This window comes from Bradyrhizobium sp. AUGA SZCCT0177 (assembly GCF_018130125.1).
In the GTDB taxonomy this organism is placed as follows: domain Bacteria; phylum Pseudomonadota; class Alphaproteobacteria; order Rhizobiales; family Xanthobacteraceae; genus Bradyrhizobium.
Map to the genome: position 1 here is coordinate 30,494 of NZ_JAFCMA010000018.1, position 26,737 is coordinate 57,230.

General features: G+C 62.2%; 26 protein-coding genes. 16 read left to right on the forward strand and 10 right to left on the reverse strand.

Annotated features, from left to right (window positions below):
- On the reverse strand, positions 1 to 1,440 hold the full coding sequence (locus JQ597_RS21200; RefSeq protein WP_212266141.1) for a cryptochrome/photolyase family protein: 1,440 nt from the start codon (positions 1,438 to 1,440) through the stop codon (positions 1 to 3).
- 109 nt (positions 1,441 to 1,549) lie between these two features.
- Here JQ597_RS21200 and JQ597_RS21205 point away from each other — a divergent pair, with 109 nt between their 5' ends.
- Positions 1,550 to 3,286: a methyl-accepting chemotaxis protein gene (locus JQ597_RS21205; protein ID WP_212266142.1), complete on the forward strand. Its 1,737-nt coding sequence runs from the start codon at positions 1,550 to 1,552 to the stop codon at positions 3,284 to 3,286.
- Positions 3,287 to 3,386: 100 nt separating this feature from the next.
- Here JQ597_RS21205 and JQ597_RS21210 read toward each other — a convergent pair whose 3' ends face one another.
- Positions 3,387 to 4,049: a peroxiredoxin gene (locus tag JQ597_RS21210; RefSeq protein ID WP_212266143.1), complete on the reverse strand. Its 663-nt coding sequence runs from the start codon at positions 4,047 to 4,049 to the stop codon at positions 3,387 to 3,389.
- A gap of 394 nt (positions 4,050 to 4,443) precedes the next feature.
- Here JQ597_RS21210 and JQ597_RS21215 point away from each other — a divergent pair, with 394 nt between their 5' ends.
- The 4 genes from JQ597_RS21215 to JQ597_RS21230 all read left to right on the forward strand — a co-directional run bounded on the left by JQ597_RS21215 (position 4,444) and on the right by JQ597_RS21230 (position 6,220).
- Positions 4,444 to 5,022: a hypothetical protein gene (locus JQ597_RS21215; protein ID WP_212266144.1), complete on the forward strand. Its 579-nt coding sequence runs from the start codon at positions 4,444 to 4,446 to the stop codon at positions 5,020 to 5,022.
- Positions 5,023 to 5,428: 406 nt separating this feature from the next.
- On the forward strand, positions 5,429 to 5,578 hold the full coding sequence (locus tag JQ597_RS21220) for a hypothetical protein (RefSeq protein ID WP_212266145.1): 150 nt from the start codon (positions 5,429 to 5,431) through the stop codon (positions 5,576 to 5,578).
- Positions 5,579 to 5,658: 80 nt separating this feature from the next.
- Positions 5,659 to 5,895 carry a hypothetical protein gene (locus tag JQ597_RS21225; RefSeq protein WP_212266146.1) on the forward strand — a complete coding sequence of 79 codons (237 nt, stop codon included), beginning with the start codon at positions 5,659 to 5,661 and terminating at the stop codon, positions 5,893 to 5,895.
- 145 nt (positions 5,896 to 6,040) lie between these two features.
- Positions 6,041 to 6,220, forward strand: coding sequence for a helix-turn-helix domain-containing protein (locus JQ597_RS21230; protein ID WP_192733787.1), 180 nt, complete (start codon positions 6,041 to 6,043; stop codon positions 6,218 to 6,220).
- Between the two features lie 917 nt (positions 6,221 to 7,137).
- Here JQ597_RS21230 and JQ597_RS21235 read toward each other — a convergent pair.
- The 3 genes from JQ597_RS21235 to JQ597_RS21245 all read right to left on the reverse strand — a co-directional run bounded on the left by JQ597_RS21235 (position 7,138) and on the right by JQ597_RS21245 (position 10,006).
- Positions 7,138 to 7,515, reverse strand: a complete 378-nt coding sequence (locus tag JQ597_RS21235; protein WP_212266147.1) for a response regulator transcription factor — start codon at positions 7,513 to 7,515, stop codon at positions 7,138 to 7,140.
- Positions 7,516 to 7,646: 131 nt separating this feature from the next.
- A complete protein-coding gene (locus tag JQ597_RS21240) occupies positions 7,647 to 8,312 on the reverse strand; it encodes a response regulator transcription factor (protein ID WP_212266148.1) in 666 nt (221 codons plus the stop codon).
- Positions 8,309 to 10,006, reverse strand: a complete 1,698-nt coding sequence (locus tag JQ597_RS21245) for a PAS domain-containing sensor histidine kinase (RefSeq protein ID WP_249148094.1) — start codon at positions 10,004 to 10,006, stop codon at positions 8,309 to 8,311. Before JQ597_RS21245 ends, JQ597_RS21240 begins: the two co-directional genes overlap by 4 nt.
- Before the next feature lie 572 nt (positions 10,007 to 10,578).
- On the opposite strand from JQ597_RS21245, the gene JQ597_RS21250 reads away from it, so the two are divergent.
- From JQ597_RS21250 to JQ597_RS21260, 3 genes are all read left to right on the forward strand, one after another.
- Complete coding sequence (locus JQ597_RS21250; RefSeq protein WP_212266149.1) at positions 10,579 to 10,842, forward strand: hypothetical protein; 264 nt, start codon at positions 10,579 to 10,581, stop codon at positions 10,840 to 10,842.
- Positions 10,843 to 11,007: 165 nt separating this feature from the next.
- Complete coding sequence (locus tag JQ597_RS21255; protein ID WP_212266150.1) at positions 11,008 to 11,619, forward strand: LabA-like NYN domain-containing protein; 612 nt, start codon at positions 11,008 to 11,010, stop codon at positions 11,617 to 11,619.
- A gap of 124 nt (positions 11,620 to 11,743) precedes the next feature.
- Entirely contained in the window at positions 11,744 to 11,998 is a 255-nt protein-coding gene (locus JQ597_RS21260) for a hypothetical protein (RefSeq protein ID WP_212266340.1), read from the forward strand.
- Here the strand turns inward: JQ597_RS21260 and JQ597_RS21265 are convergent.
- A complete protein-coding gene (locus JQ597_RS21265; protein ID WP_212266151.1) occupies positions 11,976 to 12,833 on the reverse strand; it encodes a LysR family transcriptional regulator in 858 nt (285 codons plus the stop codon). The two genes, JQ597_RS21260 and JQ597_RS21265, sit on opposite strands and share 23 nt — an antisense overlap.
- A gap of 93 nt (positions 12,834 to 12,926) precedes the next feature.
- Here JQ597_RS21265 and JQ597_RS21270 point away from each other — a divergent pair, with 93 nt between their 5' ends.
- Complete coding sequence (locus JQ597_RS21270; protein ID WP_212266152.1) at positions 12,927 to 13,304, forward strand: tautomerase family protein; 378 nt, start codon at positions 12,927 to 12,929, stop codon at positions 13,302 to 13,304.
- 26 nt (positions 13,305 to 13,330) lie between these two features.
- Here the strand turns inward: JQ597_RS21270 and JQ597_RS21275 are convergent, their stop codons facing one another.
- The gene (locus tag JQ597_RS21275) at positions 13,331 to 15,169 is read right to left on the reverse strand and encodes an alkaline phosphatase family protein (RefSeq protein ID WP_212266153.1); all 1,839 of its coding nucleotides are present in this window, start codon (positions 15,167 to 15,169) and stop codon (positions 13,331 to 13,333) included.
- Positions 15,170 to 15,359: 190 nt separating this feature from the next.
- On the opposite strand from JQ597_RS21275, the gene JQ597_RS21280 reads away from it, so the two are divergent.
- The 5 genes from JQ597_RS21280 to JQ597_RS21300 all read left to right on the forward strand — a co-directional run bounded on the left by JQ597_RS21280 (position 15,360) and on the right by JQ597_RS21300 (position 20,168).
- On the forward strand, positions 15,360 to 15,635 hold the full coding sequence (locus JQ597_RS21280) for a hypothetical protein (protein ID WP_212266154.1): 276 nt from the start codon (positions 15,360 to 15,362) through the stop codon (positions 15,633 to 15,635).
- Positions 15,636 to 15,691: 56 nt separating this feature from the next.
- Entirely contained in the window at positions 15,692 to 16,132 is a 441-nt protein-coding gene (locus JQ597_RS21285; protein ID WP_212266155.1) for a PPC domain-containing DNA-binding protein, read from the forward strand.
- 199 nt (positions 16,133 to 16,331) lie between these two features.
- A complete protein-coding gene (locus tag JQ597_RS21290) occupies positions 16,332 to 16,583 on the forward strand; it encodes a DUF2798 domain-containing protein (RefSeq protein ID WP_212266156.1) in 252 nt (83 codons plus the stop codon).
- A 267-nt stretch (positions 16,584 to 16,850) separates the two neighbouring features.
- Positions 16,851 to 17,360 (forward strand): hypothetical protein, encoded by a 510-nt coding sequence (locus JQ597_RS21295; protein WP_212266157.1) that lies wholly within the window; start codon positions 16,851 to 16,853, stop codon positions 17,358 to 17,360.
- A gap of 93 nt (positions 17,361 to 17,453) precedes the next feature.
- A complete protein-coding gene (locus JQ597_RS21300; RefSeq protein ID WP_212266158.1) occupies positions 17,454 to 20,168 on the forward strand; it encodes a bifunctional diguanylate cyclase/phosphodiesterase in 2,715 nt (904 codons plus the stop codon).
- A 9-nt stretch (positions 20,169 to 20,177) separates the two neighbouring features.
- Here the strand turns inward: JQ597_RS21300 and JQ597_RS21305 are convergent, their stop codons facing one another.
- The 3 genes from JQ597_RS21305 to JQ597_RS21315 all read right to left on the reverse strand — a co-directional run bounded on the left by JQ597_RS21305 (position 20,178) and on the right by JQ597_RS21315 (position 24,178).
- On the reverse strand, positions 20,178 to 22,631 hold the full coding sequence (locus tag JQ597_RS21305) for a hybrid sensor histidine kinase/response regulator (RefSeq protein WP_249148079.1): 2,454 nt from the start codon (positions 22,629 to 22,631) through the stop codon (positions 20,178 to 20,180).
- A 57-nt stretch (positions 22,632 to 22,688) separates the two neighbouring features.
- Positions 22,689 to 23,462 carry a thermonuclease family protein gene (locus JQ597_RS21310; protein WP_212266160.1) on the reverse strand — a complete coding sequence of 258 codons (774 nt, stop codon included), beginning with the start codon at positions 23,460 to 23,462 and terminating at the stop codon, positions 22,689 to 22,691.
- Positions 23,463 to 23,542: 80 nt separating this feature from the next.
- A complete protein-coding gene (locus JQ597_RS21315) occupies positions 23,543 to 24,178 on the reverse strand; it encodes an HD domain-containing protein (RefSeq protein WP_349628866.1) in 636 nt (211 codons plus the stop codon).
- A gap of 78 nt (positions 24,179 to 24,256) precedes the next feature.
- Between JQ597_RS21315 and JQ597_RS21320 the strand changes: the two genes are divergently transcribed.
- Both JQ597_RS21320 and JQ597_RS21325 read left to right on the forward strand, forming a co-directional pair.
- The gene (locus JQ597_RS21320) at positions 24,257 to 24,466 is read left to right on the forward strand and encodes a hypothetical protein (RefSeq protein ID WP_212266161.1); all 210 of its coding nucleotides are present in this window, start codon (positions 24,257 to 24,259) and stop codon (positions 24,464 to 24,466) included.
- 161 nt (positions 24,467 to 24,627) lie between these two features.
- Positions 24,628 to 26,643 carry an acetyl-CoA carboxylase biotin carboxylase subunit gene (locus tag JQ597_RS21325; RefSeq protein WP_212266162.1) on the forward strand — a complete coding sequence of 672 codons (2,016 nt, stop codon included), beginning with the start codon at positions 24,628 to 24,630 and terminating at the stop codon, positions 26,641 to 26,643.
- Positions 26,644 to 26,737 lie beyond the last annotated feature (94 nt).

Consider the following 26,737-nt stretch of genomic DNA (forward strand, 5'->3'; position numbering starts at 1 on the left):
TCAGCGATTGCGAATGCTCGCATAGGCCGCGAGCGCGCGTTCACGACCAACCTTGTGCTCGATGATCGGCCGCGGATAGTTTTTGCCGAGTTCGATGTCGGCGCTTGCCAGTTCAAGCGGTGTCGCGGTCCAGGGTTGATGGATCAAATTGTCAGGCAGTTGCTTCAGCTCCGGCACCCAGCGCCTGACGTAAACGCCATCGGGATCGAACTTCTCGCCCTGCAGGATTGGATTGAACACGCGGAAGTAGGGGGCGGCATCGGCGCCGCAGCCGGCGACCCACTGCCAGTTGGCCGGATTGCTGCCGGCATCGGCATCGACAAGCGTGTCCCAGAACCATTGCTCGCCCTCGCGCCAGTCGATCAAGAGATGCTTGACGAGGAACGAGGCCACCACCATCCGCACACGGTTGTGCATCACGCCGGTGTGCCAGAGTTCGCGCATGCCGGCGTCGACAATGGGGTATCCGGTCTGCCCGCGTTGCCACGCGCGCAATGCCTTGGTGTCGTGCTTCCAGGGAAACGCGTCGAACGATGGCTGCAGATTGCGCGTTGCGAGATCCGGTACGTCATAGAGCAGATGACGGCAGAATTCGCGCCAGCCGAGTTCGCTGAGGAACTTATCGATATCGGATGACAGGCGAGGGTGCTCGGCGGCGGCGAATCTTGCGGCGTGCCAGACCTGACGCGGGCTGATCTCGCCGAAGCGAAGATGCGGCGACAGAAGCGAGGTGCCCTCGCGGTCGGGGCGGTCGCGATCACCGGAATAGCCGGCGATACCGCCGGCGAGGAATGCCTTGAGCCGCGCCTGCGCCGTGGCTTCGCCAGGCCGCCAGTTTTCGCGCAAGCCGCCAGCCCAATCGGGGCGGGTTGGTTCGAGATGCCAGTCTTCCAGCGCATCGCTGGCAATATCGGATTTGCCGTTCAGCTTCTTCGGCGCCGGCAGCGGCTTTGGCGGATCGCCGAGGGATTGCACCCGCCGCCAGAACGGCGTGAACACCCGCAGGCCGCGGTTCTCCTTGTTGCGGATCTGGCTCGGCGCCACCAGCAGGTCGCCGGGAAATCTGTGAGTGGCAACACCACCGAGCGCCGCCGCGACCTGATCCGCCACCCGCTGGTGGGGTGCCTGTGCAATCTCGTTCCAATAGACGGCGCCGGCATCGACCTCGCGCGCAAGGCTGGCAATGACCGTGGAGGCCGACCCTCGGCGCAATACCAGGGACGCGCCCCGATCCCGGAGGCTCTCCTGCAAGGCGCGCAGCGACCGCGCCAGCCACCAGCGGGCAGCACCTCCGAGCGGACGAACGCCCGGCGTCCTCTCGTCGAGCACGAAAATGCATACAACCGGCGCTTGTGCTTTGGCGGCCGCATGCAGGGCGGGGTGGTCTGAAAGGCGCAGATCCTCGCGGTACCAGACGATGGCCGGGCGAAGACTCGTCATGCGCGTATAGATTTCATCAAATTCCCAAGCCTTTGCCTAGGGTTGCATCCATTAATGCGATCGTAAGCAAGAACCGTCAAATTGAGCCAGATTTTGGGGAAAATTGCACATGTCCATGCCGTCGTTTGGAAAATTCCTGCCGTCGCTGAAGCTTCGTCTCGGCACCAAAGCGGTCATCTCGGCCGTCCTCCTGATCGCGGTGAATACCGCGCTGGTGGTGGGCGCGGCCTATTGGTCGCTCAACTCTGAGTTCGGCGACCGGGCGCTTCGCGACATCGAGGTCAATCTGCGAACGCTGGCGCTGTCCTTTGCCGAGACCTACCCCGACGCCAAGATCACGCTGAAAGACGGCATGGTCGCCAAGGCCGAAGCGGCAAAGATGCCAGAATTCAAGGACCACGCGATCGTCGATCGCTCGGTTGGCTATGTCGGTGGCAACGCGACGCTGTTCGTCTACGACGAGGCCAGCAACCAGTTCGTCCGCCGCTCCACCAACGTGAAGAAGGAAAATGGCGACCGCGCCGTCGGCACCCAGCTTGCACCTGACCATCCCGGACAACCGATCCTGCGTCGCGGCGAGGCCTATAAGGGGCCGGCCACGCTGTTCGGCAAGACGTTCATGACGGCCTATTACCCGATCGCGAATTCGACCGGAAAGGTGATTGGCGTTCTCTATGTCGGCATTCCGATGGCGCAGTTCGAGACCATGCTGTCGCATGCCATTCAGAACATGGCGATCGCAGCGGCCATTGCAGCGCTTCTGGTGATGTTGCTGACGATGCTGATCGTGCGCCGCGTGACCAAGCCGCTGATCTCGGTCACGGCCTCGCTCACCGCCATCGCCAACGGCAACAGTGACGTCGAGATCGATTGCCACGAGCGCATGGACGAGATCGGCGAGATCGCGCGCACGGTAGCGGTGTTCAAGAACAACTCGCTCGAGCGCCGCCGGCTTCGCGATGAACAGACCGCGGCGGCGGCTGCCGCCGTCGAACAGCGCAAGGCCGAATTGCGCGGGTTCGTCGACGAGTTCCAGACCAGCGTCGGCGGTATCCTCGACAAGGTGCTGAATTCCTCGGGTGAATTCGAGCGCGTGGCCAAGCAACTCACCGAGACCGCGCGGACCACCGCCGGGCTTTCGGGCCAGTCGGCGGGAGCGTCGGAGACCGCCTCCGAGCATGTCCGCACCGCAGCAATTGCATCCGATGAACTCTCCAACTCGATTGCCGAGATCACCCGCCGCGTCCAGGAATCGAACGGGATCGCGGCCGACGCGGTCAAGCAGGCCGCGGCCACCGACCAGCGCATCAACGAGCTGTCGGAGGCGGGCGCGCGGATCGGCGACGTGGTGAAGCTGATCACCTCGATCGCCGAGCAGACCAATCTTCTGGCACTCAACGCGACCATCGAGGCCGCCCGCGCCGGCGATGCCGGCCGCGGGTTTGCGGTGGTGGCCCAGGAGGTCAAGAGCCTCGCCGGCCAGACCGCCAAGGCCACTGAGGAGATCTCGAGTCAGATCGGCAGCATGCAGCTTGCGACCGAAGAGTCGGTCAGCGCGATCAAGGCGATTGGCCAGACCATCGAGCGCATCAGCGATATCGCGACCTCGATTTCGGCCGCGGTCGAACAACAGCGCGGTGCGACGGCGAACATCGCCCAGAGCGTCCGGGCCGCCGCGAGCGGGACCGCCGACGTCGCCGTCAACATCCGCAACGCTGCGCAGGGCGCGGGCGAGACCGGCGAGACTTCCAACCGCATGTTTGCCTCGGCGCAGGCGCTGTCGGGCGAGAGCCTGCATCTGAAGGCCGAGGTCGAGAAGTTCCTGGACCGCGTTCGCGCGGCCTGATCGCAATCTGGCTGCTACCAATCTTTTCCTTGACGCCGGTTCTGATGACATCAAAACCGGCGTCATATTTTTTCTGACGCCTTGAAAGCGCGATGAACCGTTACTGTTTCGGCTGCGGCACGATCCGGATGTAGGGCTTCGGCGACTTCCAGCCCTGCGGATAGATCGTCTTGGCCTCGTCGTCGGTGACTGAGCCTGCGATGATGACGTCTTCGCCCTGTTTCCAGTCGGCCGGGGTCGCGACCCGATGCTTGGCCGTCATCTGCAGGGAATCGATCACGCGCAAAATTTCCTGGAAATTGCGGCCCGTGGTCATCGGATAAACCAGCACCAGCTTGATCTTCTTGTCCGGTCCGATGATGAAGACGTTGCGCACGGTCTGGTTATCGGCAGCGGTCCGCGTTGCGGCATCCCCCGAGGTGGAGGCGGGGAGCATGTCGTAGAGTTTTGAGACGTTGAAATCGGTGTCGCCGATCATCGGATAGTTCGGCGCCGCGCCTTGCGTCTCCTTGATGTCCTCGGACCATTTCGAATGCTTGTCGACGGGATCGACGCTGAGCCCCATCAGCTTGACGCCGCGCTTGTCGAATTCAGGCTTCAACTTTGCGAGAGCGCCGAGTTCGGTGGTGCAAACCGGGGTGAAATCCTTCGGATGCGAGAACAACAGCGCCCAATTTGAGCCGATCCAGTCGTGGAATTTGAGTTTGCCCTCGGTGGTCTGGGCTTCGAAGTCCGGGGCGACTGCGCCAATCTGGAGTGCCATGGTACACCTCATCTCATTAAAGTTGCAGGAGAATTTCTGTTGATCTGTATAAGCCCTAGCAGGGTGGAAGTGAACCTCCGGCCAAAAAAGGAGAGATCCTTCTCCGCGAATAGGGAACTCCTAGCACCTTCTTTCGATCTGCGCCCCTGCGACGAAAAATCCACAGCGGCGGTAATCGCCCGGATCGCCCCGATATCGCCTTTTATGGTCCGCAAGACCCCGGTCCCGGTTGCCGGGGACGTTCATCGGTCGTTCAACCGAACCGTGACATCAGTCACAGCGACTAATTGGCAACCATCTAAAAATCTCGGAATGCAAGTTCCGAATCGTTAACCACTCGTTTACGCCGGCATCGCAATGCTGGACCAGAAAAAGAAATTGAGAAGTGCAAGCTATGTCTGCCCCTAGTACTACCAAATCTATTGAAGCGTTCGCCGTTCTCCAGCCTTCCTGCCGCAAGACCGCCGCCCATGCGCTGACCATCGTGCGCGACGGCGTCATCACCGGCGAGGGCCCGACCACCAAGGGCCGTATCCATTTTTCCCGCGCGCTCGATGCCGATGATGCCGCCTGGTGCGCCCGCATCCTGACCGCGACCGCCGTCGAGCATCAGCCGGTCAGCCGCGCCGAAGCCGAGGCGCTGTTCGAAATCAGCGACGCCGCCGCCGAGCGCAGCGACGGCGGCCGTTTCGACGATCTGCTCGCCAAGGCGGTCGCTCATCATGCGGCGTCCGAGTCTGGCCTGCCCGTGCCGCCGCGCACGATTGCCCTGTCGCCGGACACCGACATCGAAAGCTGGGCCCCGGCCAAGGCCGTCAACATCGACACCAAGGTGCTGGAGTGGATTGCCGCCCAGATGCGCGGCAAGCGCCGCTCCAACCACGCGCTGGCGGCGATGGTCGCGACCCTGGTCGGCGCCGCCGCACTGCCGCTCGCGCAGCTGCCGGGCATGCTGGACATGGGGATGATGTAACGTCATTCTTGCATCGTTGAATTCAAAACGGCGGGGATTTTCCCCGCCGTTTTTGTTTGACGGAGCAGGGCGGCTCCGTTTTTGTTTGACGGAGCACGGCGGCTACTAAATCGTCATTGCGAGCCAACGGGTCGCGCGAATGCGCGCCCGATGACAGGCTCCGCGAAGCAATCCATCGCACCACGCAAAGAATGGATTGCTTCGTCGCAAGTGCTCCCTTGCGCAAACGCTTTGCGTTTGTCGCAGGCAATGACGGCACGGCAAACACAGCTCGACATTCTCGCGGGACGTTGTGCCCAAGCCGTTGCCCGAGCCGCCGCTTTCCAGTCCGACCTCGAACGGGCATTGCACCACATCGCGGGCCAGAGGCCTTTAATTCCCGATCCGGCACCCCATATAGAGTCCCATGGCACAATGGAAAGCATCTGTCGCGCGGCAACCACCGAAGACCAAGGCGGAACTGCGGGAGATGCTGACCGACGCGGTCCGCAACACGCAGCCCGGTGCTGACAAAAAGCCGAAACGCTCCCCGAAGGTCGAGAACGAGCAGCCCTGACGGGCCGCCCGACGATATATCCGCGGCAGTTGCGGTCGATCCGAACAGCTTGGCCTGACAAGTTTCACAGGGAATAGCGTATGCGGCTGGTTGCCAAACCCACCGAACAAGAGATCATCGAGGGGCCGCAAGCGGTATCCTTTCAGATCGCGAACGGGAACTCGCGGCAGCGCTGCCTTCTGCAAACCGATCTTCCGACGCAGGCGCTGGCCCACAAATATCTGCTCACCAATTGGCCCGTTATCGAACGCAGGGCGCGCGAGGCTCTCGCGACCGGAGTCCTTGACGATGGTCAAATCAAACTGGCCATGGTCTAGATTCTTGTTTTGACGCGTTTTCTACGCAGATAAGTCTACGCAATCTGCGTAAGCTTGATTGCTATGCGAACCGGTGTCCACTTCGCTCGAAAACGCTATGGTTCGTTCAACAATCAATGTCGATTTTGGTCAACAGGAAATAGTCATGCTCAAGGATCGCGAGAATATCCTGAATGCGCTTCGCGAGAAGCCGCTCAAGGTCTACGAGATCATGAAACGCGCCAATCTTCCGAATGAGGAAGCCTGCCAGTCGCTGCTTCTGAAAATGCGCGACGAAGGTCTGGTGAAATTCGACATTCACAAGGGACGTTGGCTTGCCGGATGATGGCGGCTCGCCGGATGATGGCGCGGCGCGGACGACAAGTCGCCGCGCCGAAAATCGATGTCGGCTCGAATCTGGATCGCGGCTAATCCTGGCCGCGTGTGTCTCGAATGTCCCGCAAGAGCCAGGCGAGCACAAGAACCGAAGGCGTCCAGGCGAGTAGTGCTCCGATCAACATCGCTTGCGCGCTTGTCATGATGGCTCCTCCGCTTACTCTATCGACAACTTTCACCTCAACGGTTTCGGCTCATCTACGTCCGAGAGGCGGTCTGCAGTCCGGACCTGCCGCATCGCTGGATTATTTTTGGTTTGCGACAGACGGCTCGGGGCATTTGTAGAGCCATCTCCAGTAGGCCTTGTTACGATCCCGCTGACGCTTGCAGTGCTCGCGGCACCTGGACGAGCAGAACTGCCCGAAGCGCCAGCTGAAACGGACCAGCCCGAAGGGGCGGTCGCAGTTCGGATTGTCGCAACGATTTGTCATGATGCGGCCTCCGCGTTCGTTCGCAGGATCAAGCGAATGAATTTTTCCTGGCCTTGGCCGAGGCAAGAACGTCCGCAGTAACGTTCACGCGCCGGATTTCGCAGACATACTATCTTGGGTTCTTCACTGTCGCATTCGGAACAGCGTGGGCCTGTACGCATGGCGACCTCCTCCTGAGGAATTGCCATTCACTGATCGTGGTGTACTGGTTGTCGTGCCGTCGGATTTACCGGAGGGCGACGATGCCTCACTCTCGTTCCGTCCCGCCCCATATACAACTTGTCTAGATGGTTGATCGGCTTATCCCTAGGTATGACCGGCTCGAAACCGTCATTTCGGTGGGATGGAATTGTTGTTTTGGCCCTGTCGCCGGACCGATCGGAATAGCGGCGCCAGATGCCGTGCTAACCCGATCGGATCGGGTCATCGGCTGTTTTTACGCGCCGTGCCCGCGCAGTGCGGCGTCGAGGCAGTTGATCAACGCCTCGCCCGTGAAGGGTTTGGTGAGAAAGCAGCTCGCGCCGGCCTTCAGTGCTTGCATGCGCGCGTTCTCAGTCGCGAAAGCCGTGATGAAAATGAATGGCAGACGGTATCCGTCGGCAACCAAGTGAGCTTGCAGCTCGAGACCGCTCATGACCGGCATTTGAATATCTGCTATCACGCACGAGGTGTCATGCAGATGAGGCGACCGCAGGAACGCCCCGGCCGATTCAAAGGTGTGAACGACGTATCCAAGCGTTCTCACGAGATTGTAGGTCGCGGTGCGAACGGAGCCGTCATCGTCAATGATTGAAATTACGGGTGGGTGGGCCAAAGCGGTGCTTCCTGACGTGCTGGCAGAATGCCTCTTGCTGCAAGCCGCTTGAGGGCAGAGTGCGTCGCAAATCGGGGGCGGAAAATCATACTTAGGTTTGCAGGACGGGGGGATCGCTCAACGACCCGCCGCTATTGCGGCGGTGCCGGGCGCTGTATTTCGAGCGCCTGGGCCATCTTCACCAGCTCGGCCAGCGATTTCGCGGCCATTTTTCTCATGATGTTTCCGCGGTGTATCTTCACGGTGATCTCGGCAATGCCGATTTCGGCCGCGATCTGCTTGTTCATGAGCCCGGTCGTGACCAGCGCCATCACCTCGCGCTCCCGGGCAGTCAAGGTCGCAAACAGCGCGTGCAGGTCGGAGCGGATCTTTGCTTCATTCCGGCTATTTCGATCGCGTTCGATGGCCGCCGTCACGGCATCCAGCATGTCCTGATCGCGGAACGGCTTGGTCAAAAAGTCGACAGCCCCGGCCTTCATGGCCCTGACCGTCATGGGGATGTCGCCGTGGCCCGTCATGAAGACGATGGGAATGTGAATGCCTGCCTTGGCAAGGTCGGCCTGAAAGTCGAGACCGCTCAGTCGAGGCAGTCTGATGTCAAGGATCAGGCAGCTCGCAACGTCCGGAAGCTTGCTCTGCAGAAATTCAGCGCCCGAACCGAACACTTCGACCCGCAAGCCCACCGAGCGGAAAAGATTCCGGAGCGCTTCACGCACCGACACGTCATCGTCGACAACATAGACGATCGGCTCGTCCGGGCCGCCAACGTTGCGAGGCGAGTTTGAGCGGCCGGTCACGGCGTATGGTCCTCTTGATGCATCGGCAGGCTGAACTGAAACGTCGCGCCGGGCCCGACATTGATGGAGGCCGACAGTCGCCCGCCATGGGACTCGACGATTGATCGGCAGATCGACAGGCCCATGCCCATGCCGTCGGATTTGGTGGTGAAGAAGGGAGCGAACAGCCGGTCAGCATTTTGAACGGCTAATCCGACACCGGAGTCTGTCACCGTGACCAGAATCTGGTCGGCGTCCTCCTGGTGCGTCCGGATCGCCAGCTTGCGTGGTCGGTCGGTGACCGGTTGCATCGCTTCAATGGCGTTGATGACGAGGTTGAGGATGACCTGCTGCAGCTGAATCCGATCGCCGAGGACCTGGCCGAGAGCGGGAGCGAGTTCCTTCCGCAGCACGATCCGGTGGCTGAACAGTTCACGATGCAGCAAGGTGACCACCTCATTGACGACCGCATTGATGTCGAGAGGTGCTTTCTGATCGGCGGTCTTGCTTACCAGCCCGCGGACGCGCTGGATCACTTCGCCCGCCCGGTTGCCGTCATCGACAATCGAGCCCAGAGCGCTGCGCGCTTCCTGCAGTTCGGGAGTATCGCGGTCGAGCCAACGCAGCGCGGCCGAGGCGTTGGCGACGACGGCGGCAAGCGGCTGGTTCACTTCATGGGCAATCGACGCGGCCAGCTCCCCGAGCGCCGTCACGCGCGTGACATGCGCCAGTTCAGCCTGTGCCTCGTGCAGTTTCTCCTCGGCTCGCCTTCGTGCCGTGACGTCTGTCGCCGCGCCGACAAATTCGATGCCACCAGATGCATCGGTTACGGCATGCGCGGCTGCATGGACATATTTGACCGAGCCGCCGGGCATCAGCAATCGATATTCGTGATCGAAATCCCTGCCGTCGCGGGACGCCCGGTCGATGGTCTGTTGCGCGCCCGCTCGATCGTCGGGATGAATGCGTTGAATGACCATGTCGAGTGCGACTGAAGGTGCCTTTTCAAAGCCGAATATCCTGAAGGTTTCGTCCGACCAGATAATTTCGCCGGTGGCGACGCGCCAGCCGAAGCTGCCGGTGTGGCTCAATCGCTGTGCTTCGGCCAAATAGTTCCCACTCTGCCGCAAGGCGTTTTCAGCCTCCTTGCGCTCGGTGATGTCCTCGCATGCGATCAGGACGATCAGCCGGTCATCCTGCCGTCGCACGGCTTTCGCGTTTTCACGAACCCACAGCGCCGAACCGTCCTTGCGGACCTTTCGGATCTCCCAACTGTGCGTTTGCCCGATATGCGCCAGACAGATTTCAACGCTTTTTCGCACCGCGTCCCGGTCTGCTTCAAAGAAGACGCCGAGCACCGGTTGTCCCCGCAATTCGCTGACGAGATAGCCGAGCTGGGCGGCGCCAAAAGTGTTCACCGACAGGACGATGCCTTCCGCATCGACCATGAAGTACATGACGGGGTTGTGCTCGAAGACCTCCTTCCACTGCGCCTCGCTCTCGCGCAGGGCTTCTATTGCGCGTTGTTCGGCGCTTGCCCGGCTCTCAAGCGCGGCTTCCATTTGCCTGCGGGTGCTGCCTACCAGGTGCATCACGATCAATGAGGCGAGAAACAGGGCGAAAAGCAGCACGACGGCAATCAGATAGTCGGCAACCTCCGGGGCGGGACCGAGCACGAGCCAGATGCAAGCCGCCGTCAACGATGCCAAAGCCATGCCGCCGAGCAGCGATTGCTCGGCCGAGCGCCGGGATTTTAGTATCTGGTTACGCATGGCATTGGGCCGTCCGGCCCCGCGCCGCGTCGTCAGGTGATCATCACCATCGACGGCAACACGTGACCCCACGAATGAGCCGTATCCTAGCAGCTTTTCCAGGCCCGGAGGTATGGTGCATCGCGATACGCAGGTGGCTCAGAGCGCTTGACGGTCGCGGCCGTTCGTCGCGCCTGCAAGCGCCGGTTGACGATCGCGGAACGCGCAATGTCGACAACTGGATATCGCTGCGGAGGAGGTGGCACTCCTGGTCCCTCGCAAGGCTCGGGCGGCTGATCCTAAACTTAAGTATGCTCCTCTCACCCAAATGTAACGTGCATATCAACCTCCGTTCAATGGTTCGGCGAGTCTCGGTGACTAGGCTGGCGCGATAGCCGAGCGGCAGCAGGAATCTCGCGCCATCGCTCTTGCTGATTGAACGTTGAACCTCGGCGCCGCTGTCCGGGATAGCCGCATTGTAAACATCGCTTGCGTAACGACCGCCGTCTCGTGCCGCCACAAATTCGGGGATTGAGATGCCAAAGCCAAGCCTGCAATTGATCCACTGCTCGAACGATATTCGACCGGGTGCAAAACGCCGGCAGGACAGCACCAGCTTCCAACCATACGTTATTCTTGGAGGCGCGCGATCCGTGCCGGGCGAGCGTTCATGGGAGGCCGCGCTTGATCTGGTCGATTTTGGCGTTTTGGTTTGCTATGAAAACTATCTTGCCTTCCTTGAGGCGAGTGCGACCATTCTCGGCGGCTCGAAGTGGACTAATCATGAAAAGACCCGCTAGATTGACAAGGCACGCCCGAACCACGCGTGGTGCATCGACGATCCCTTGCTCCGGGGCGTCAACGCCACCCGCGTCGGCCAGCTACGGTGTCCTTCAACTTGTCCGCAGAGCCGAAGCTGGTCACTCTGCTGAGCTGCGCATCTCAAATTGGGGGGCTGGTGCCTGATGTTATCGTCCGACAGGATCGCGCTGTTTATCGATGGCGCCAATCTCTACTCGACCTGCAGAGCGCTTGGTTTCGACGTCGATTACAAGCGTCTGCTCAAGGAATTCCAGAGCCGCGGTACGCTGCTGCGGGCGTTCTATTTCACGACCATTATCGAGGATCAGGAATACACATCGGTCCGCCCCCTGATCGATTGGCTCGACTATAACGGCTACACCGTCGTCACCAAGCTCACCAAGGAGTTCATCGACCCCAGCGGCCGTCGCAAGGTGAAGGGCAGCATGAATATCGAGCTCGCCGTCCATGCGATGGAGCTTGCCGATCATGTCGACCGGATGTTTCTGTTCTCGGGCGACGGCGACTTCCGCTCGCTGCTGGAAGCGGTGCAGCGCCGCGGTGTCCACGTGACCGTCATCTCTACCATTGTCAGCCAGCCGCCGATGGTGGCGGACGACCTGCGGCGTCAGGCGGACGCCTTCATCGATCTTGCCGAATTGAAGCCAGTGCTCGGGCGTGATCCGTCTGAGCGGCCGGTGGCACGTGAGATACGCCAGCAATCGTCGCAATTTCCGTCGCACGCGACGATCAATGGAAATGACCTCAGGTCATGATGCCTTCGGGATGTCGTCCCGCTCATCCGTGCTGTGTTTGTTCCAACGACGAATCCCCGCGCGCAAAAGGGATTCGCGTACCGTCAAGAATTGACGCGATCGCGTCCCGATGCATCATTGTGCGATGTTCGGTTTCTTCAAAGGTTGCCGCCTGGCCCGCATGAGCAGCGGGCGCTTTTGCCTGGTGCGGGATCTCGGCCTCGTCAAGGGCGGCAAGGGCATGCGGCACCATGAGGTGGTGATCGCCTTCAGCGCCCGCGAGCTGCTGAAGTGGCTGCGCCAGCCGTCGGCGAAGCGGCTTGAGCCGGACGCGAGTTCGCGAGCCAGCGTCTTGCCCCATGAACCAGAGGCGTTGGCTAACCTCGGACCACGCTCCTGAAGGCAGCCGAAAGCGCGGCAAGCGCATCGCGCGGCCGGCCGTCCTTGACCCTGGAGTGCAGCAGGACCGGCAAGCGCGGCAGATCGGGAAGCCCGAGCTTGGGCCCGACCTCAACGGCGCCGAATGGCAGCATGCGCGGCGCCAATGCAGCAACGCCGAGCCCGGCCATGACGGCGGCTGCGACCGCCGCAACGCCGCCGCCGACGAAGATTTCCGTCCAAGGCACGTTCGCCGCATCGAGCAGCCGCCCGGCCATCGCACGCACGCCGCAGGGCTCGGCCATCGTGGCAAGCGGCAAGGGCTCGCCCGCGCGATACTGCCAGCCAGGCGCTGCGAACCAGCCGAATTTCTCTTCGGTAATAACTTCCCCGTCGTCCCGCCCGGCCTCGAGGCGGACGATCACCGTGTCGAGTTCGCGCCGGTCGAAGCTTTGCAGCAGGTCGCCCGACGACCCGATCCGGATTTCGATCAACAGCTGCGGGTCTTGCGCGTTCATGCGTGCGATCAGCGCCGGGAGCTCCGGCCCCGCAACATGGTCGCTGATGCCGATGGTGAGGCGCTGCCGGGCACCGGCAAATACGGCGAGCGCGCGATCGTGCACCGCCAGCAGTTCGCGGGCGTGTTCGAGAAAGGCTGCGCCCTGCGCCGAAAGCTGCACGTAGCGGGGCGTCCGCTCGATGAGCCGGCAGCCGAACCTCTCTTCGAGCCGCTTCAGCTTCAGGCTGACCGCAGCCTGCGTCGTCCGCATGGCCTCAGCCGCGCGCGTGAAGCTGCCAAGTTCGGCGATGCGGACGAAAGCCTGGACGGCATCCAGGTCGAGGGGGCGTTCGGTCATTTCCAACGATTATAGCTGATATCAGTATCCATAGCATATCAAAATAGTCGGATGGCGTTTAGCTAGGTCAGGACAAAATGGAAAGGATCAGCTGTGCCGCTGCTTCACATCTCACTGCGCGCCGGAAAGCCGGCAGCCTACCGCCAGGCGATTCTCGACAGCCTTTATCGCGCGATGCGCGAAGCGTTGAACGTGCCCGAAGACGACCAGTTCATGACCATCACGGAGCATGACGCAGCGAACTTCCGCTACGGCACCGCCTTTGGCATCGTCCGGAGTGACGATCTCGTGTTTATCCAGATCACCGTGTTCGACACCCGCACCGCGGAACAGAAGAAGGCGCTGTTCCGGCGGATCGCGGATTTGCTTGGCGAGCGCCCCGGCATACGGCCGGAGGACGTGTTCGTGAACGTGCTCGACGCCGCGAAGGAGAATTGGTCCGTCGGCCACGGGCTCGCGCAATTCGCGTGAGGCGCTGCGCGGCTTGGGAGGGCGGACTATCTCGCCGCCGTCTTCTGTTTGCCGCCGTCCACTTCCAGTCCCAGTGTGCGGCCGGGGAAGCCTGCGGCGTCAAAATAGCGCTGGGTGCCGACGCGCTGGAAGTTCAGCACGGTGCGCAAGCCATTCGCTGACGGCCTCGACGTCACGGTGCCGGTATAGGCCTGCGGCGTCGCGCCGTTGGGCATCGCTTCGGTCATGACGCGGCCGATCAGAGTGCCCTTGGGCTTTTGCGTTAGCCCCATGATCTTCGCCGCCGTGGCACCGACATCGGCGTTGCTGACGGGCAGAGCGTCGACATAGCCCGACTTGAAGTCCGGCCCGATCGCCGCTGTGAAGTTCAGGGTATCGCCGCGGGAAAAGCTGCCATGCATGCCCTGGCCCTGGCGCAGGATCGTGTCGGCAATCTGGACCGAGCAATTGGTCGGCTCGTCGCAGCCCGACGACCAGGAGCGGAAATTGACCACGATTTGGGGATGCGGCGTGACGGCCTTGCCCTTGAGGCCGAGCTGCGACATCGGCAACGTGCCCGGGAAGTTCCCGAGTTCGTCATCGACGAAGAGACCGCTGACATAGTCTTGCTCCAGCAGCGCCTTGATGGTGCGGTCGGCGAGCTTGCGTTCCTTGCTGGGAATATAGATCAGGTCCGATCCACCGTTGGTGGCGATCACCAGATCGGGCTTGGTGGGGTCCTTGCCGAGCACGCCGTTGCCGGCCCTGGGGTGGGCGTTACCGGCCACCGGTGCATTCTTGTCGTTGGGGTCGAACAGCGGCAGGTTCAGCGCTTTCGCAAGGTCGATCGCAAGGAAGCCCATGGGGAGGAAGTCCTTGGGCGTGTCGTCATAGGAGATCTTCGCCGACGGGCTGGTCTTGCTCTCCTTGGAGATCGTCGAGAAGCCGTGGTCGGAGGAGACGATGATGTTGGTCGAGGCGGTGAGGCCGAGTTCATCCAGCGCCTTGCGCAACTGCGCCAGATTGTTGTCGGCGTTCCTGATGCCGGCCATCGAGGTCGGGCCGTTGATCCCGGGCGTGATGGTGTTGAGGCTGTCGCCGGTATTGTGCTGGCTGCCATCGGGGTCGCGCGACCAGAACACCAGCACGAACGGTTTGTTGCGCGCCTTGAACATCGGCAGCACGACCTTGGCGGCGACGTCGGCCATGTAGGCCTGCTGCGCGACGTTGGCTGATGTGGTGCCCGGCGTCCTGGCGTCGCCGGCCTTGCTGTTGTCGCCGCGCGGCGTTGTCACCAGCGGAAGGTTGGCCTTGGTCAAGGCTTCCTTCATCTCGTCGGACAAGGGAACGCCGTTCTTGCCGCCGGTGGAATCGTCGATCACGATCGTGTTCTTGCCGCGGTCGGTGTGGTCGAACAGCAAGGTCGGGCCGAGCTTGCCGATCGCGGCGGTCGAGAAACCTTTCGCGCGCGCCAGCTTCAGGATGGTTTCCTCGTTGAGGTAGTCGCCGTGGAAATGATCGTCGATGTCGGCGAGCACGGCGTCGTTTTCGATGAAGGGGACGACGGTGTCGCCGGCCGGCACCGAGGAATAGCCGGTATAGATCGTGTTGCTGAAGGTGCCGGTGTCGCCGAGATAATGGCCGCTCGCCATGGCGGAGCTGTTCGCCATCGTGAAGGTCGGAAACAGCGAGTGTGAATTCCTGAAATTGACGCCCTTGTCGCGGATTTCGGCCATCGCGGGCGCGGTCTGCGGCGTCACGATGCGCCCGCGCAGGCCGTCCGGCACGAACAGGATCAAATTGCGCGGCGTGGCGTTTTGCGCCGACGCGGCACTTGCGGTCAGCGTGATCAGACTTGCGGACAGCAATACGAATGTACGGCGCATCAGTCTCTCCCCATCAGAAGCATTCCGGCGATAGCGGTCGCCTCCGTTTAGTTTTGGTCTGCGACAGCATTGTTACACCGGGGCGGAACCGACTCAGGTGGCGATGGAACCCGATTCAGAATGCCGATCTTTGATTGGCTCGGCCGGAAACATTACTGCTTTCAGCCGTTCTCCATGGAAGGAGATTGCCATGAGCACCTTCAGAGAGAAAGCAGAGGCGCAAACCGAGCAGGTGATTGGACAGATGCTCGGCGATGAGTTGCTGGTGAGAGAAGGCCAGTCGCGGTTGCGGGAAGCGGAGAGTGAGGCTGAACCCTCCGAGGATCGGGCCAAAGATCGAGACGAGGGTGCGGATCAGGGCATCGTCCGTGACGAGCGCGGACAGGAGCAGCCAAAGGACAAGGCGCGTGCCCAGCAGGTGAGCCGCGTGGATAACGGCGGCGATCCGCCTGGCAAGAAGGCCTAGGCGCTCGCTCGCCGATGAGAGGCCATGCACCGCGCCCCGAAACGCAGGATATCGATATGAAAAACCAGCTTGTTTCCGACAATCCCGGTGGGCGGATCCACGTCGTCATTCTGGATTCCGGCGAAGAAGCGTTTGCGGCGCTGACGCGGTTTGCGAACGAAGCAAAGATGACGGCGGCGTCCGTCACGGCGATCGGCGCCTTCGAAAAGGCCGTCGTCGGCTGGTTCGATTTTGCAACGAAGAGCTACAAGAAGATCGAGGTCAATGAACAATGCGAAGTCCTGAGCGCGCTCGGCGACGTCGCCGTCGGAGATGACGGCAAAGCCAGCCTTCACGTCCACATCGTGCTCGGACTGTCCGACGGATCGACGCGGGGCGGCCATTTGCTTGCCGGCACGGTGCGGCCGACACTCGAGGTGGTCCTGACCGAAGTCCCCGCCAGGTTGCGGCGGAAGAAGAGGGCGGATCTGGGGATCGCGCTGATCGATGCCGGCTGACGTTGCCTTTTGGAATAATTGTAAGCTCTAGTTCCCGATTCTTCTTGTCGTGATGGCGCGGCTGAACTACCTGTCCAGCGCCGCTATCAAGCGCCGTAAGCGTCTCACGTGAGGCAACGCATCACCCGTCATGGTCGGGATAGATGCGCAGTGCCCTTTATCTCGTGATCGACTGACCAGATTTTCCAAAGAGAAGAGCATGTTTGCCATTCGAAAGTTGCCGGCGCGCTTTGCGCCGGTCGTGATGCCCTTGGTGTTGTCCGTCCTGATGACGTTTGTCGTGTCGATGATTTCGACATTGAGGAGCCTGGGTCCGACGCCGGCCTTCCTCGCGACCTGGCCGGGTGCGTGGGCGATATCCTGGCTGGTCGCGTTTCCGACCCTGCTAGCGGTATTGCCGCTGGTGCGGCGGATCGTGGCGCTGGTGGTTGTTGTGTCCCCACGCAGGTGATCTGAAGGATAGATGCGACGACAGCCGGACACGGCTGTCGTCGTTCCGGCCTTTCTCATTTCCGGCGTGGGCCGTCGGCTAGCTTGACGCGCGGAACACGTCGGCAGGGGCGCTGCGGGTAGGGTGCATTCTCAGGTAGCAGAAATGCGAATCGTCACAAATATTTGCCGCCGGACCCAGGCCGTAAGCAAACGTTTAGCCGAGGCCTATAAAATACCGGTGATCACGTCCTATGTTAACCACCGGTTAATCATGCGCCTCCAGCCGATGAGCTCCGACAAGTCTTGGCGTTCGATCAAGGCGCAATGGAAGAAGGACGCTGAAAGCGTCGGCGAAGACTTTTCCACGTTTTCGAACGGAAGCTACGCGGCGTTCGACGCCCTGACCAAGGATGGCGACAACCCGACGCTGTATTGCCTTTCGGACGGCGAGAAGATTCACGCGGCCTGTCAGGTCAGCCGCCTGATGATGAGCAAATTCCCGACCCCGATCCTGCGCGCGCGCTTTGTCGTGGTCTCGCCGCTCTATGAACTCGGAGTCGCTACCGCAGGCCAATACGCGCAGACCATGGTCGCCCTGTTCTCCGGGATCGTTTGGTTGTCGCGCGACACGCTGTCGGCGGGTCATGTCCGGTTCTTCCTCAAGAGCCCCGGCGATGCGCAGTTCTTCGCGGCGCTGCAGGTCGTGACAGAGCTTTCGCCATTCTCGGCATTCGCGATCGACGGGGCCTTGATCGAGTGCAGTTTGAAAGAGGCGGAAGTTCCGGAAATGGCCTGATCCGGGCGCACGCTTTAACCCCGCAATAACTGATTTTGCTAACGCCCTCTTGGGTTGTCTTCCCGTACAAAAGCGACCGTGGGGGCAGGCAAAATGCCGGGTAGTGCATCGGATAGCGTCATCGCGGGGAGCCTGCGGCGGTCGATCGCCGGCGTGCTGTCCCGGATGCGCCTGGGCGTGGTGCAATGGCTCATTCTGTGCGCCGCGGCGATGGTGATCGCGATCATGCTCGGCACCGGATATTTCGCGCTGCAATTCCGCGAGCGGGCGCTGGAAGTCGCCGAGCGCGAACTCAACAATACCGCGCTGCTGCTGTCGCGTCATTTCGACCAGCAGCTCAGCGATCTCCAGCATGTGCACGACGACGTCCTCAACTATATCCGGGCAGATGGGGTCAACACACCAGACGAATTCGAAAGGAAAATGTCGACCTTGAGCGCGCATGAGATGGTGCGCGCAAGGCTTGTGGCGTTACCGCATGTCGGCGCCCTGAACCTGTTCAACGCCAAGGGCTGGCTGATCAACACTTCCCATATGTGGCCGGTGGGGGACGTGAACATTTCCGACCGGCGCTATTTCCAGGAATTCACGTCGGGAAAGCCGACGCCCGACGTGATCGTCGAACCGGTCGTCAGCAAGGTCACCAAAGTCTGGACCACGGTGTTCGCGCGCAAGATCGTCGGCCGCGATGGCGAGATCATCGGCTTTGCCAGCCGCGGCGTCGAGCCGTCGCATTTCGAGGATTTTGTCGCGTCGCTGGCGCTGGACAGCGATACCGCGATTTCGATGATCCACCGTGACGGCACCATCATCGCCCGCTATCCGAAAAACCCAAAGGTGCTCGGCGTGAACGTCGCCAAGTCGCCGTCGTTTCAGCGGGCGCTCGCGCTGAACGGCAACATCTCGGGACGCTTCACCAGCTCGTCGCAGAATGAGGACAAGGTCGGTGCGGTCCGCTCGCTGATGCATTTTCCGATCCTGATCGTTGCGACCACCAAGACCGAGACCGCGCTGGCCGACTGGCGGGCGCAGACCAAGCTGCAGCTGTGCGCGGCGGCGCTCGCGATCATCGTCGTTGTCGTCATGATCTTCCTGATCGTGCGCCAGTTGCGCAGCCAGCATGCGGCCGCCCAGTACAAGCTGTCGGAAAAGACCCAGCATCTGGACACCGCCATCAACAACATGACCCAGGGTCTGCTGTTGTTCGACGCTTCGGCCCGCCTCGTCGTCTGCAACCAGCAATATATCGACATGTTCGGCATGTCGCCGGATGTCGCCAGGCCCGGTTGCCATCTTCGCGATCTGGTGCTGCATCGCCAGGAGCAGGGAAGCTTTGTCGGCGACGTCGACGCCTATTGCGCAAGATTTCTCAACCCCACGGACGACGGCGCTCGGATCACCGAGACGACGACGCCTGACGGACGCACGATCCAGCTGATCTACCAGCGCTCGCCCGATGGCGGCTGGGCGACCACGCTGGAAGACGTGACGGAGAGGCGGCGCGTCCAGGCGAAGATCCAGCATCTCGCCCATTACGACGCGCTGACCAATCTGCCGAACCGAACGCTGTTCCAGCGCCATGCCGAGGCGCTGCTCGGAGGATCCGAAGCCGCGCAATTCGCAATCCTCTACATCGATATCGACGAGTTCAAGCGCATCAACGATTCGCTCGGGCATCTGATCGGCGACGAATTCCTCAAGGGCGTCGCGGATCGCCTGCGCCAGTCGGTCGGGCCCGAAGACTTCATCGCCCGTCTCGGCGGCGATGAGTTCGCCGTCGTTCAGCGTAACGTCACGTGTGATAATGACGTCAGCATTCTGGTCGCGCGGATTTACGATCGGCTGCGCACGCCGTTCGATTGCAACGGCCATCGCCTCTCCAGCGACGCCAGCATCGGCGTCGCAGTCGCGCCGCGTCACGGCTCCGATCTGTTTGCGCTGCTGAAGAGCGCTGATCTGGCGATGTATGCGGCGAAGGCGGCGGGCCGCCGGACCTATCGCTTCTTCGAACCGACCATGGAAAAGCAGGCCAACCATCGCCGCGAGCTCGAGAGCGATATGCGCGCGGCGCTGGTCGATGGCGGATTCGAACTGCACTACCAGCCGCTGGTCGATTTGCGCAACGACGAGGTCAGGGGGTGCGAAGCGCTGCTGCGCTGGCGGCATCCGCTGCGCGGCATGGTTTCGCCCGCCGATTTCATTCCCGTGGCCGAGGAGACCGGCCTGATCGAGGAGATCGGACAGTGGGTGCTGCGGACCGCCTGCGCCGAAGCGACCACCTGGCCCGCGCATGTGCGCGTCGCCGTCAATGTCTCGCCGGTCCAGTTCCGCTCGCAGTCGCTGTCACTGAAGGTCGCCGCCGTACTCGCCGACACCGGGCTCGATCCGCGCCGGCTGGAGCTTGAGATCACCGAGGCGGTCTTGATCGCGGACGATGACGCCGCGCTCGTTGCGCTGAACCAGCTCCGCGCGCTCGGGGTTCACATCGCGCTCGACGATTTCGGAACCGGCTATTCGTCGCTGCAATATCTGCAGCGCTTCCCGTTCGACAAGATCAAGATCGACCGCAGCTTCGTCAAGGAAGTCACCTGCAATTCGAGTTCGGCCTCCATCATCAAGGCGGTGGTGAGCATCGCGGCCGACCGCAACATGATCACGACGGCCGAAGGCGTCGAGACCTTGCAGCAGCGCGAAACCGTGCAGAATCTGGGCTGCACCCAGATGCAGGGATACCTGTTCAGCGCGGCGCGCCCGGCGCAGGAAATCCGCGCGCTGCTGGCCGCGTGCCCGGCCGCGGATGCGGCGTAACGACTGCCGCTACAGCCGCGCGTCTGAAATCGCCTTCCTCAGGATGCGCGACAGCGACTCGACCGAATAGGGTTTCTGGATCAGCTCGAAGCCGCGATGGGCGTTTTCCGCCAGCACGTTGCTGTAACCGCTGGTCAGCACCACAGGCAGGCCCGGATAACGTTCGCGAATGACGCCGGCGAGCTCGACCCCGTTCATGCCGGGCATGATGACGTCGGAGAATACCAGATCGGCGGCAAACTCGTCCTCGGCCAGGATCGCCAGCGCGGTGTCGGCATTGTCGGCGCGGCGCACCATGTAGCCGAGGTCCTCCAACAGCTCGGTGGAGAACTGTCCGACATCGTCATTGTCCTCGACCACGAGAACGCGGTAGCCGCGTCCGCGCGGGCCGGGCTCCTGGCCTGCGGCCGCGGCTTCCGCCGCCTGCGTCGGCACCGCGGCCTGCGGCAGGTAGATGGTGAAGGTCGCGCCCTGTCCGGGCTCGCTGATAACAGCGATATCGCCGCCGGATTGCTTGGCAAAGCCGAAGGCCTGGCTGAGGCCGAGCCCGGTTCCCTTGCCGACTTCCTTGGTGGTGAAGAACGGTTCGAAGATCGCCTCGATATGCTCGGGGGTGATACCGAGGCCGGTGTCGGTCATGGCGATGGCGACGAAGTCGCCGCTGCGCGCGCTCTGGGCACGCAGGGCAGGGATGGAATGAGCCTTCCTGACGCTGATCGCGAGCCGGCCTTCGCCCTCCATGGCGTCGCGCGCGTTGACCGCGAGATTGATCAGCGCGGTCTCGAACTGCGCGATATCGGCAATCGCGAAGCAGTCGGGCGCGGAAATATCGACCTCGATCCTGATCCTTGGGCCGACTAGCGGACGAACCAGCTGGGCGACGGCTTCGACCTGGGCGCCGACATCGAACACCTGGGGCTTGAGCGGCTGCCGGCGGGCAAACGCCAGCAATTGCGCGGTCAGTTTCGAGGCGCGTTCCACGGTATCGGAAATCGCATCGATGTAACGCCGGCGCCGCTCATCCGGCAGGTCGCGGCGGCGCAGGAAATCGGTGGCGGAGCGGATGATGGTCAGGAGATTGTTGAAATCGTGCGCGACGCCGCCGGTCAATTGGCCGACCGCTTCCATCTTCTGTGACTGCCGCAGGGCTTCCTCGCCCTTGCGGCGCTCGGTGATATCGATGGCTTCCGGAACCGCACCGATGACCGCGCCATGCTGGTCGCGCAAGGGGCGCATCGCGAAGTCGAAATAGCGCTCGCCGACCGGCAGATGCAGCCGCATCTCGGTCTTCACCTCGTCGCCCCTCATGACCGCGATGAAGGCATTGCGGACGGCGTCGGGCATGCCCTCGGTGGCGCCAAACCACGGCGTCTCCCAGAACGGCTTGCCAATGACGTCGGCGGCGTCGGCGCGAATGCCGTCGAGCGCCGTCTTGTTGGCGTAGAGTACATTGCCATCTGGATTGAGCAGCGCCTGGTATTGATGGCTGGTCTCGAAAATCGCGCGCATCTGGGCTTCGTTTGATTCCAGTTGCGCCGTCCGCTCGGTGATCCGCAGTTCCAGGGTTTCGTTCAGTCTCCGCAGGTCGCTTTCGGCCTGCTTGGCGGCGGTGATGTCGTGGGCGACGCCGATGAAGCCGATGTGGTTTCCGGTCGGGTCCCAGCGCGGCTGGGATTCCGATCTCAGCCAGCGCCATTCGCCGTCGGCGCGCTTGTAGCGGGCCTCCAGCACGAACGGCTTCAGTGAGGCCTCGCCGGCGACCGATTCCTGCAGGATGCGCGGCAGATCGTCCGGATGCAGCACCTTGCGCCAGTCGAACCCGATCGCCTGTTCGAACGGTAGCCCAAGGAAATCGACATAGGCCTGGTTGGCGAAAGAGCGCGTGCGGTCGAGCTTGGTGACCCAGATCGGGACGGGGGCGCTGTCGGCGATCAGGCGGAAGCGCTCCTCGCTTTCGCGCAGGGTTTCCTGGGCCAGCATTTGACCTGACACGTCGAGATCGGCGCCGACCAGGCGCAGCGCGCGACCGTCGCGGCCGCGCTCGATCTTGGCAACGACACGGATCCATCTGATGTCGCCGTCATTCGGCCGGATGATGCGGTATTCGGCCGAATAGTCCTGGCTCTCGCTCCGCAGCACGCCGAACAGATGTTTGATCGTCCGCTCGCGATCTTCGGGGTGGATTCGGCTGACCCAGTCCCCATAGGTCTCGTTGGCCGCCTCAGGCGGCAGCCCGTGAACGAGGAGGTATTCCGGAGAGCGGTGGTTCTTGACGCCGTCGCGAAAATCGATTTCGAGGCCGCCGACACCGGCTATTCGCTGGATCCGCGCCAGCTCCGCCTCGCGTTCCTGCAGCGCGCGATGAGCCCGGTCGCGCTCGCGCGCGATTTCTTCGAGATGTTGACGCAGCCTTTCCGCAGCGGCTGCTTCAGGAAGTGGGTTGGAATGATCAGGAGGAGTCATACGCGCCCGCAAACCTCTTGCGGCACTCTCACACAAGAGGCGCAAGGTTTGCCAGCATCATTTGCTTTCATTTGCTCTTGGCGGCGGCCGGCAATTATAGGCTCTGCGGAACCCGCCGGCCTGGGCGTCCTCTTCGGAACAAAACCAACGGTCCGGATTGGTCAGTCCCGGATAGCTGCGGCAGGCCTGCAGATGATAGATGCCGAGATTGCCGGTGACGCGGGCCCGGACCGCGAACTTGCCTTTGATGCTGCAGCCGGACGGCATCACGAAATCCTCGGGGAATAGGGCCTCGCGAATCTGGCGGTCGCGGTCGGCGCGGCATGCGGCGCCCAGCAGCGTGCCGTCCTTCTGGCCGCGGCGGAAATCTTGCGGCGCTGCGAAACAGCCTTTCCAAAGTCCCTGACGATCGTCCCTGGCGCGGGCCTCGTCGGTCTTGAAACGCCCGGTTGCAGAGGTGTCGATATTCAGGGCGAAGCCCTGGCGGACCAGCAACTGGCTGAGGCTGGTGGGGTCGCCCTCGATCTTGCACACGCCGAGGCGCCGCTTCTTGAAAGTGGGATCGACGCCGAGATCGTCGCAGCGGACCTGGCGTCCGCCGATCAGCTTGACCAGTTGATCGCGCGCCTCGATGCCGCAGGTCCAGCTGTCGGCGTGTTCGTCGATGCAGAGCTGATCGAACGCCGGGGCGTCGATCCCGTCGAGCCGGTAGGTAACGTTTCCCAGTTGAAGCGTGCCGCCATCCCTGACGGTCGCGGTGGCGGCCCAAGTTCGGGACGAGGAAAGTGAGACCAATAACAGCGCAACAATCAGTACAACCCGTGACCGCATGTGTCTCACTTCAATTCTCTTTCGTATCCGCGCGAACCTTCTAGCACATGCCGGCATCCCGGAACCAAGGGCTGTCAGCGTTACGAGGTGTCACCATCCTTCAACGAAGCGATTTCTCTCGCCATATTTGCGCGGGCGCGCTGGTCGTATCGCGTTGCAAAATCGGGGTAGGGGAAGATGACGGGCCTTGCCATGAAGCGCCGGAGGACGTCGGAACGCCCGGACCGGTAGGCGGCATCCGGGACATGGGAAAATTCCTTGCGGATCGACGAGGCATAGGCGTCGTACCGGTCTGGCTCAGCCCCCAATATGCTGAGGTCGATCGAAATCAGAATAGCGCCGAGGCGGTCGCCGGGCGTGACGTGGTGGGATTTTGTGAGGCGGATCAGCCGGCCGACTTGTTCTCGGATATCCGATGAGACGGCTTGCTCGGCAAGCAGGGCGCTCTGTTCTTCATTGTCCGATTTTCTGGGGTCGTAGACCGCGTCGTGCCACCAGATGGCCTGCACGAGCAGATCACGCTCGGCCGCGGAAAGGTTATCGACGGACGACAACAGGTCGAGGCAATCCTCGATATGCGCCAGATTGTGATAGTGGCGGCCCGGAGCCGAATAGGCGGCGATCAATGCGTCGTTGGACATCCACAAGATGTAATGCAATGCGGATGCGGCGGAAATGGCCGAGGCCGTGCGGCTCCATCCACAGGCGAGGGGCATCGCGTTATTCGCCACGCATGTTCATTGACTTCACGAGAACAAAATAGGAACATAACGCTCCGCCGTGAGATCAGCTCCATGCCTTCTTCCTCCCAGCCAGCCACCGAACCGAATGACGAACTGGAAACGGCGGTGGATCAGGCCATTTCGGCCTGCGGCGGCGATATGCGCGCGACCATCCGTGCGCTGATCGTGGCCAACGAATATCTGGAGACCGAGGTCGGCGAACTGATGAAAGCGGTGTCGCACGCCTATACGCGCGGCCGGTTTCACAGCTATTCGGGCTGACTGGCTCCAGCGGACCGCGGCCTCAAGAAGCCGGCTTGAAACTGGACCGTTGCCTCGGTCGATTTTTGCTGTACGACGGGTTTGTTAGCCGCGTCCCCGCATGTCACATTGCGGGTGAGGATCCTGCCCCAGCCTTAAAATAAAGCTCAAGCAAGAAGCACATGTTCAAACGAATTCTGATCGCAAATCGCGGCGAGATCGCCTGCCGGGTCATCAAGACTGCGCGGCGCATGGGGATCGAAACGGTAGCCGTGTATTCCGAGGCCGACCGTGATGCGGTCCATGTCGAAATGGCCGATGACGCGGTGCTGATCGGCCCACCGGCCGCGTCCGAGAGTTACCTTGTGATCGAGAAGATCGTCGAGGCCTGCCGCAAGACCGGGGCGCAGGCCGTGCATCCCGGCTACGGCTTCCTGTCCGAGCGCGAATCCTTTCCGCGCGCGCTGGCCGAGGCGGGCGTGGTCTTCATCGGTCCGAACCCCGGGGCCATCGCCGCGATGGGCGACAAGATCGAATCCAAGAAGGCCGCCGCCAAGGCCAAGGTCTCGACGGTGCCGGGACATCTCGGCGTCATCGAGGACGAAAAGCATGCGGTGAAGATCGCCGACGAGATCGGCTATCCCGTGATGATCAAGGCGTCCGCCGGCGGTGGCGGCAAGGGCATGCGCATCGCGCATTCGAAATCCGAAGTCGCCGAAGGTTTCAATCTGGCCAAGGCCGAGGCCAAATCCTCATTCGGCGATGACCGCGTCTTTATCGAGAAGTTCATCGTCGATCCCCGCCACATCGAAATCCAGGTGCTCGGCGACAAGCATGGCAACGTGATCTATCTCGGCGAGCGCGAATGTTCGATCCAGCGCCGCAACCAGAAGGTCATCGAGGAGGCGCCGTCGCCGCTGCTCGACGAGACCACCCGCCGCAAGATGGGCGAGCAGGCGGTCTCATTGGCCAAGGCCGTGAATTATGATTCCGCCGGCACGGTGGAGTTCGTCGCCGGCCAGGACAAGAGCTTCTACTTCCTGGAAATGAATACCCGCCTGCAGGTCGAGCACCCCGTCACCGAACTGATCACCGGCATCGATCTGGTCGAGCAGATGATCCGCTCCGCCGCCGGCGAAAAGCTTTCGATCGCGCAGAAAGATGTCACGCTGACCGGCTGGGCGGTGGAATCGCGCGTCTATGCCGAAGACCCGTTCCGCAATTTCCTGCCCTCGATCGGCCGGCTGGTGAAATACCGCCCGCCCGCGGAAGCGAGCCATGACGGCATCACGGTCCGCAACGACACCGGCGTGCAGGAGGGCGGCGAGATCTCGATCCATTACGATCCGATGATCGCCAAGCTGGTGACGCATGCGCCGTCGCGGGCGGCCGCGATCGAGGCGCAGTCGGCGGCGCTGGATTCGTTCTATATCGACGGCATCCGCCACAACATTCCGTTCCTGTCGGCGCTGATGAGCCATCCGCGCTGGCGCGAGGGCAATCTGTCCACCGGCTTCATTGCCGAAGAGTTCCCGAAGGGTTTTGCAGCGCGGCCGCCCGAAGGCGAGATCGCGCGGCGGCTGGCGGCGGTCGGGGCTGCGATCGATCACGTGCTCGGCGAACGCAAGCGGCAGATTTCCGGCCAGTTGAACGGCCGGCTGGTGCAGCGCGAGCGCCGCCGCGCGGTGTGGCTCGATCGCGCGGAAATCGCGCTCGACGTTGCGCGCGAGGCCGACGGCATCACGGTGCGCTTCATCGGCGCCGACGATCTGCCGGGCAATCCGCATCAACTGGTCTCGAACTGGGCGCCGGGCGTGCCGGTCTGGCAGGGCACCATCGACGGCCATTATGTGGCGATGCAGGTGCGCGCGATCCCGAACGGCATCCGCCTGGCGCATCAGGGCTTTGAAGTCCCGGTCAACGTCTTCACCGAGAGCGAGGCGGCGGCCGCCCGGCTGATGCCGGTGACGTCGGCGGCCGATACCGGCAAGAAGCTGCTGTGCCCGATGCCCGGTCTCGTGGTGTCGATCGCGGTTGCCGAAGGGCAGGAGGTCAAGGCCGGCGAAACGCTGGCCGTGGTCGAGGCGATGAAGATGCAGAACGTGCTGCGCGCCGAACGCGACGGCACCGTGAAGAAGATTCACGCCGCCGCCGGCGCCACGCTCGCGGTGGACGCGCTGATTTTGGAGTTTGCCTGAGCCGTCATTCCGGGGCGCGAAGCGAACCCGGAATCTCGAGATTCCGGGTTCGATGCTTTCGCATCACCCAGGAAACGGAAAGTAAGGAGCATTC

Coding starts and splice junctions, on each gene's coding strand:
- JQ597_RS21210 (WP_212266143.1), bottom strand. CDS start 4,049: ATGGCACTCCAGATTGGCGCAGTCGCCCCGGACTTCGAAGCCCAGACC.
- JQ597_RS21320 (WP_212266161.1), top strand. CDS start 24,257: ATGCCTTCTTCCTCCCAGCCAGCCACCGAACCGAATGACGAACTGGAA.
- JQ597_RS21305 (WP_249148079.1), bottom strand. CDS start 22,631: ATGACTCCTCCTGATCATTCCAACCCACTTCCTGAAGCAGCCGCTGCG.
- JQ597_RS21275 (WP_212266153.1), bottom strand. CDS start 15,169: ATGCGCCGTACATTCGTATTGCTGTCCGCAAGTCTGATCACGCTGACC.
- JQ597_RS21325 (WP_212266162.1), top strand. CDS start 24,628: ATGTTCAAACGAATTCTGATCGCAAATCGCGGCGAGATCGCCTGCCGG.
- JQ597_RS21205 (WP_212266142.1), top strand. CDS start 1,550: ATGTCCATGCCGTCGTTTGGAAAATTCCTGCCGTCGCTGAAGCTTCGT.
- JQ597_RS21230 (WP_192733787.1), top strand. CDS start 6,041: ATGCTCAAGGATCGCGAGAATATCCTGAATGCGCTTCGCGAGAAGCCG.
- JQ597_RS21225 (WP_212266146.1), top strand. CDS start 5,659: ATGCGGCTGGTTGCCAAACCCACCGAACAAGAGATCATCGAGGGGCCG.
- JQ597_RS21200 (WP_212266141.1), bottom strand. CDS start 1,440: ATGACGAGTCTTCGCCCGGCCATCGTCTGGTACCGCGAGGATCTGCGC.
- JQ597_RS21295 (WP_212266157.1), top strand. CDS start 16,851: ATGAGCTCCGACAAGTCTTGGCGTTCGATCAAGGCGCAATGGAAGAAG.
- JQ597_RS21290 (WP_212266156.1), top strand. CDS start 16,332: ATGTTTGCCATTCGAAAGTTGCCGGCGCGCTTTGCGCCGGTCGTGATG.
- JQ597_RS21220 (WP_212266145.1), top strand. CDS start 5,429: ATGGCACAATGGAAAGCATCTGTCGCGCGGCAACCACCGAAGACCAAG.
- JQ597_RS21255 (WP_212266150.1), top strand. CDS start 11,008: ATGTTATCGTCCGACAGGATCGCGCTGTTTATCGATGGCGCCAATCTC.
- JQ597_RS21300 (WP_212266158.1), top strand. CDS start 17,454: ATGCCGGGTAGTGCATCGGATAGCGTCATCGCGGGGAGCCTGCGGCGG.
- JQ597_RS21285 (WP_212266155.1), top strand. CDS start 15,692: ATGAAAAACCAGCTTGTTTCCGACAATCCCGGTGGGCGGATCCACGTC.
- JQ597_RS21245 (WP_249148094.1), bottom strand. CDS start 10,006: ATGGCTTTGGCATCGTTGACGGCGGCTTGCATCTGGCTCGTGCTCGGT.
- JQ597_RS21280 (WP_212266154.1), top strand. CDS start 15,360: ATGAGCACCTTCAGAGAGAAAGCAGAGGCGCAAACCGAGCAGGTGATT.
- JQ597_RS21315 (WP_349628866.1), bottom strand. CDS start 24,178: ATGCCCCTCGCCTGTGGATGGAGCCGCACGGCCTCGGCCATTTCCGCC.
- JQ597_RS21310 (WP_212266160.1), bottom strand. CDS start 23,462: ATGCGGTCACGGGTTGTACTGATTGTTGCGCTGTTATTGGTCTCACTT.
- JQ597_RS21215 (WP_212266144.1), top strand. CDS start 4,444: ATGTCTGCCCCTAGTACTACCAAATCTATTGAAGCGTTCGCCGTTCTC.
- JQ597_RS21250 (WP_212266149.1), top strand. CDS start 10,579: ATGCCAAAGCCAAGCCTGCAATTGATCCACTGCTCGAACGATATTCGA.
- JQ597_RS21260 (WP_212266340.1), top strand. CDS start 11,744: ATGTTCGGTTTCTTCAAAGGTTGCCGCCTGGCCCGCATGAGCAGCGGG.
- JQ597_RS21265 (WP_212266151.1), bottom strand. CDS start 12,833: ATGACCGAACGCCCCCTCGACCTGGATGCCGTCCAGGCTTTCGTCCGC.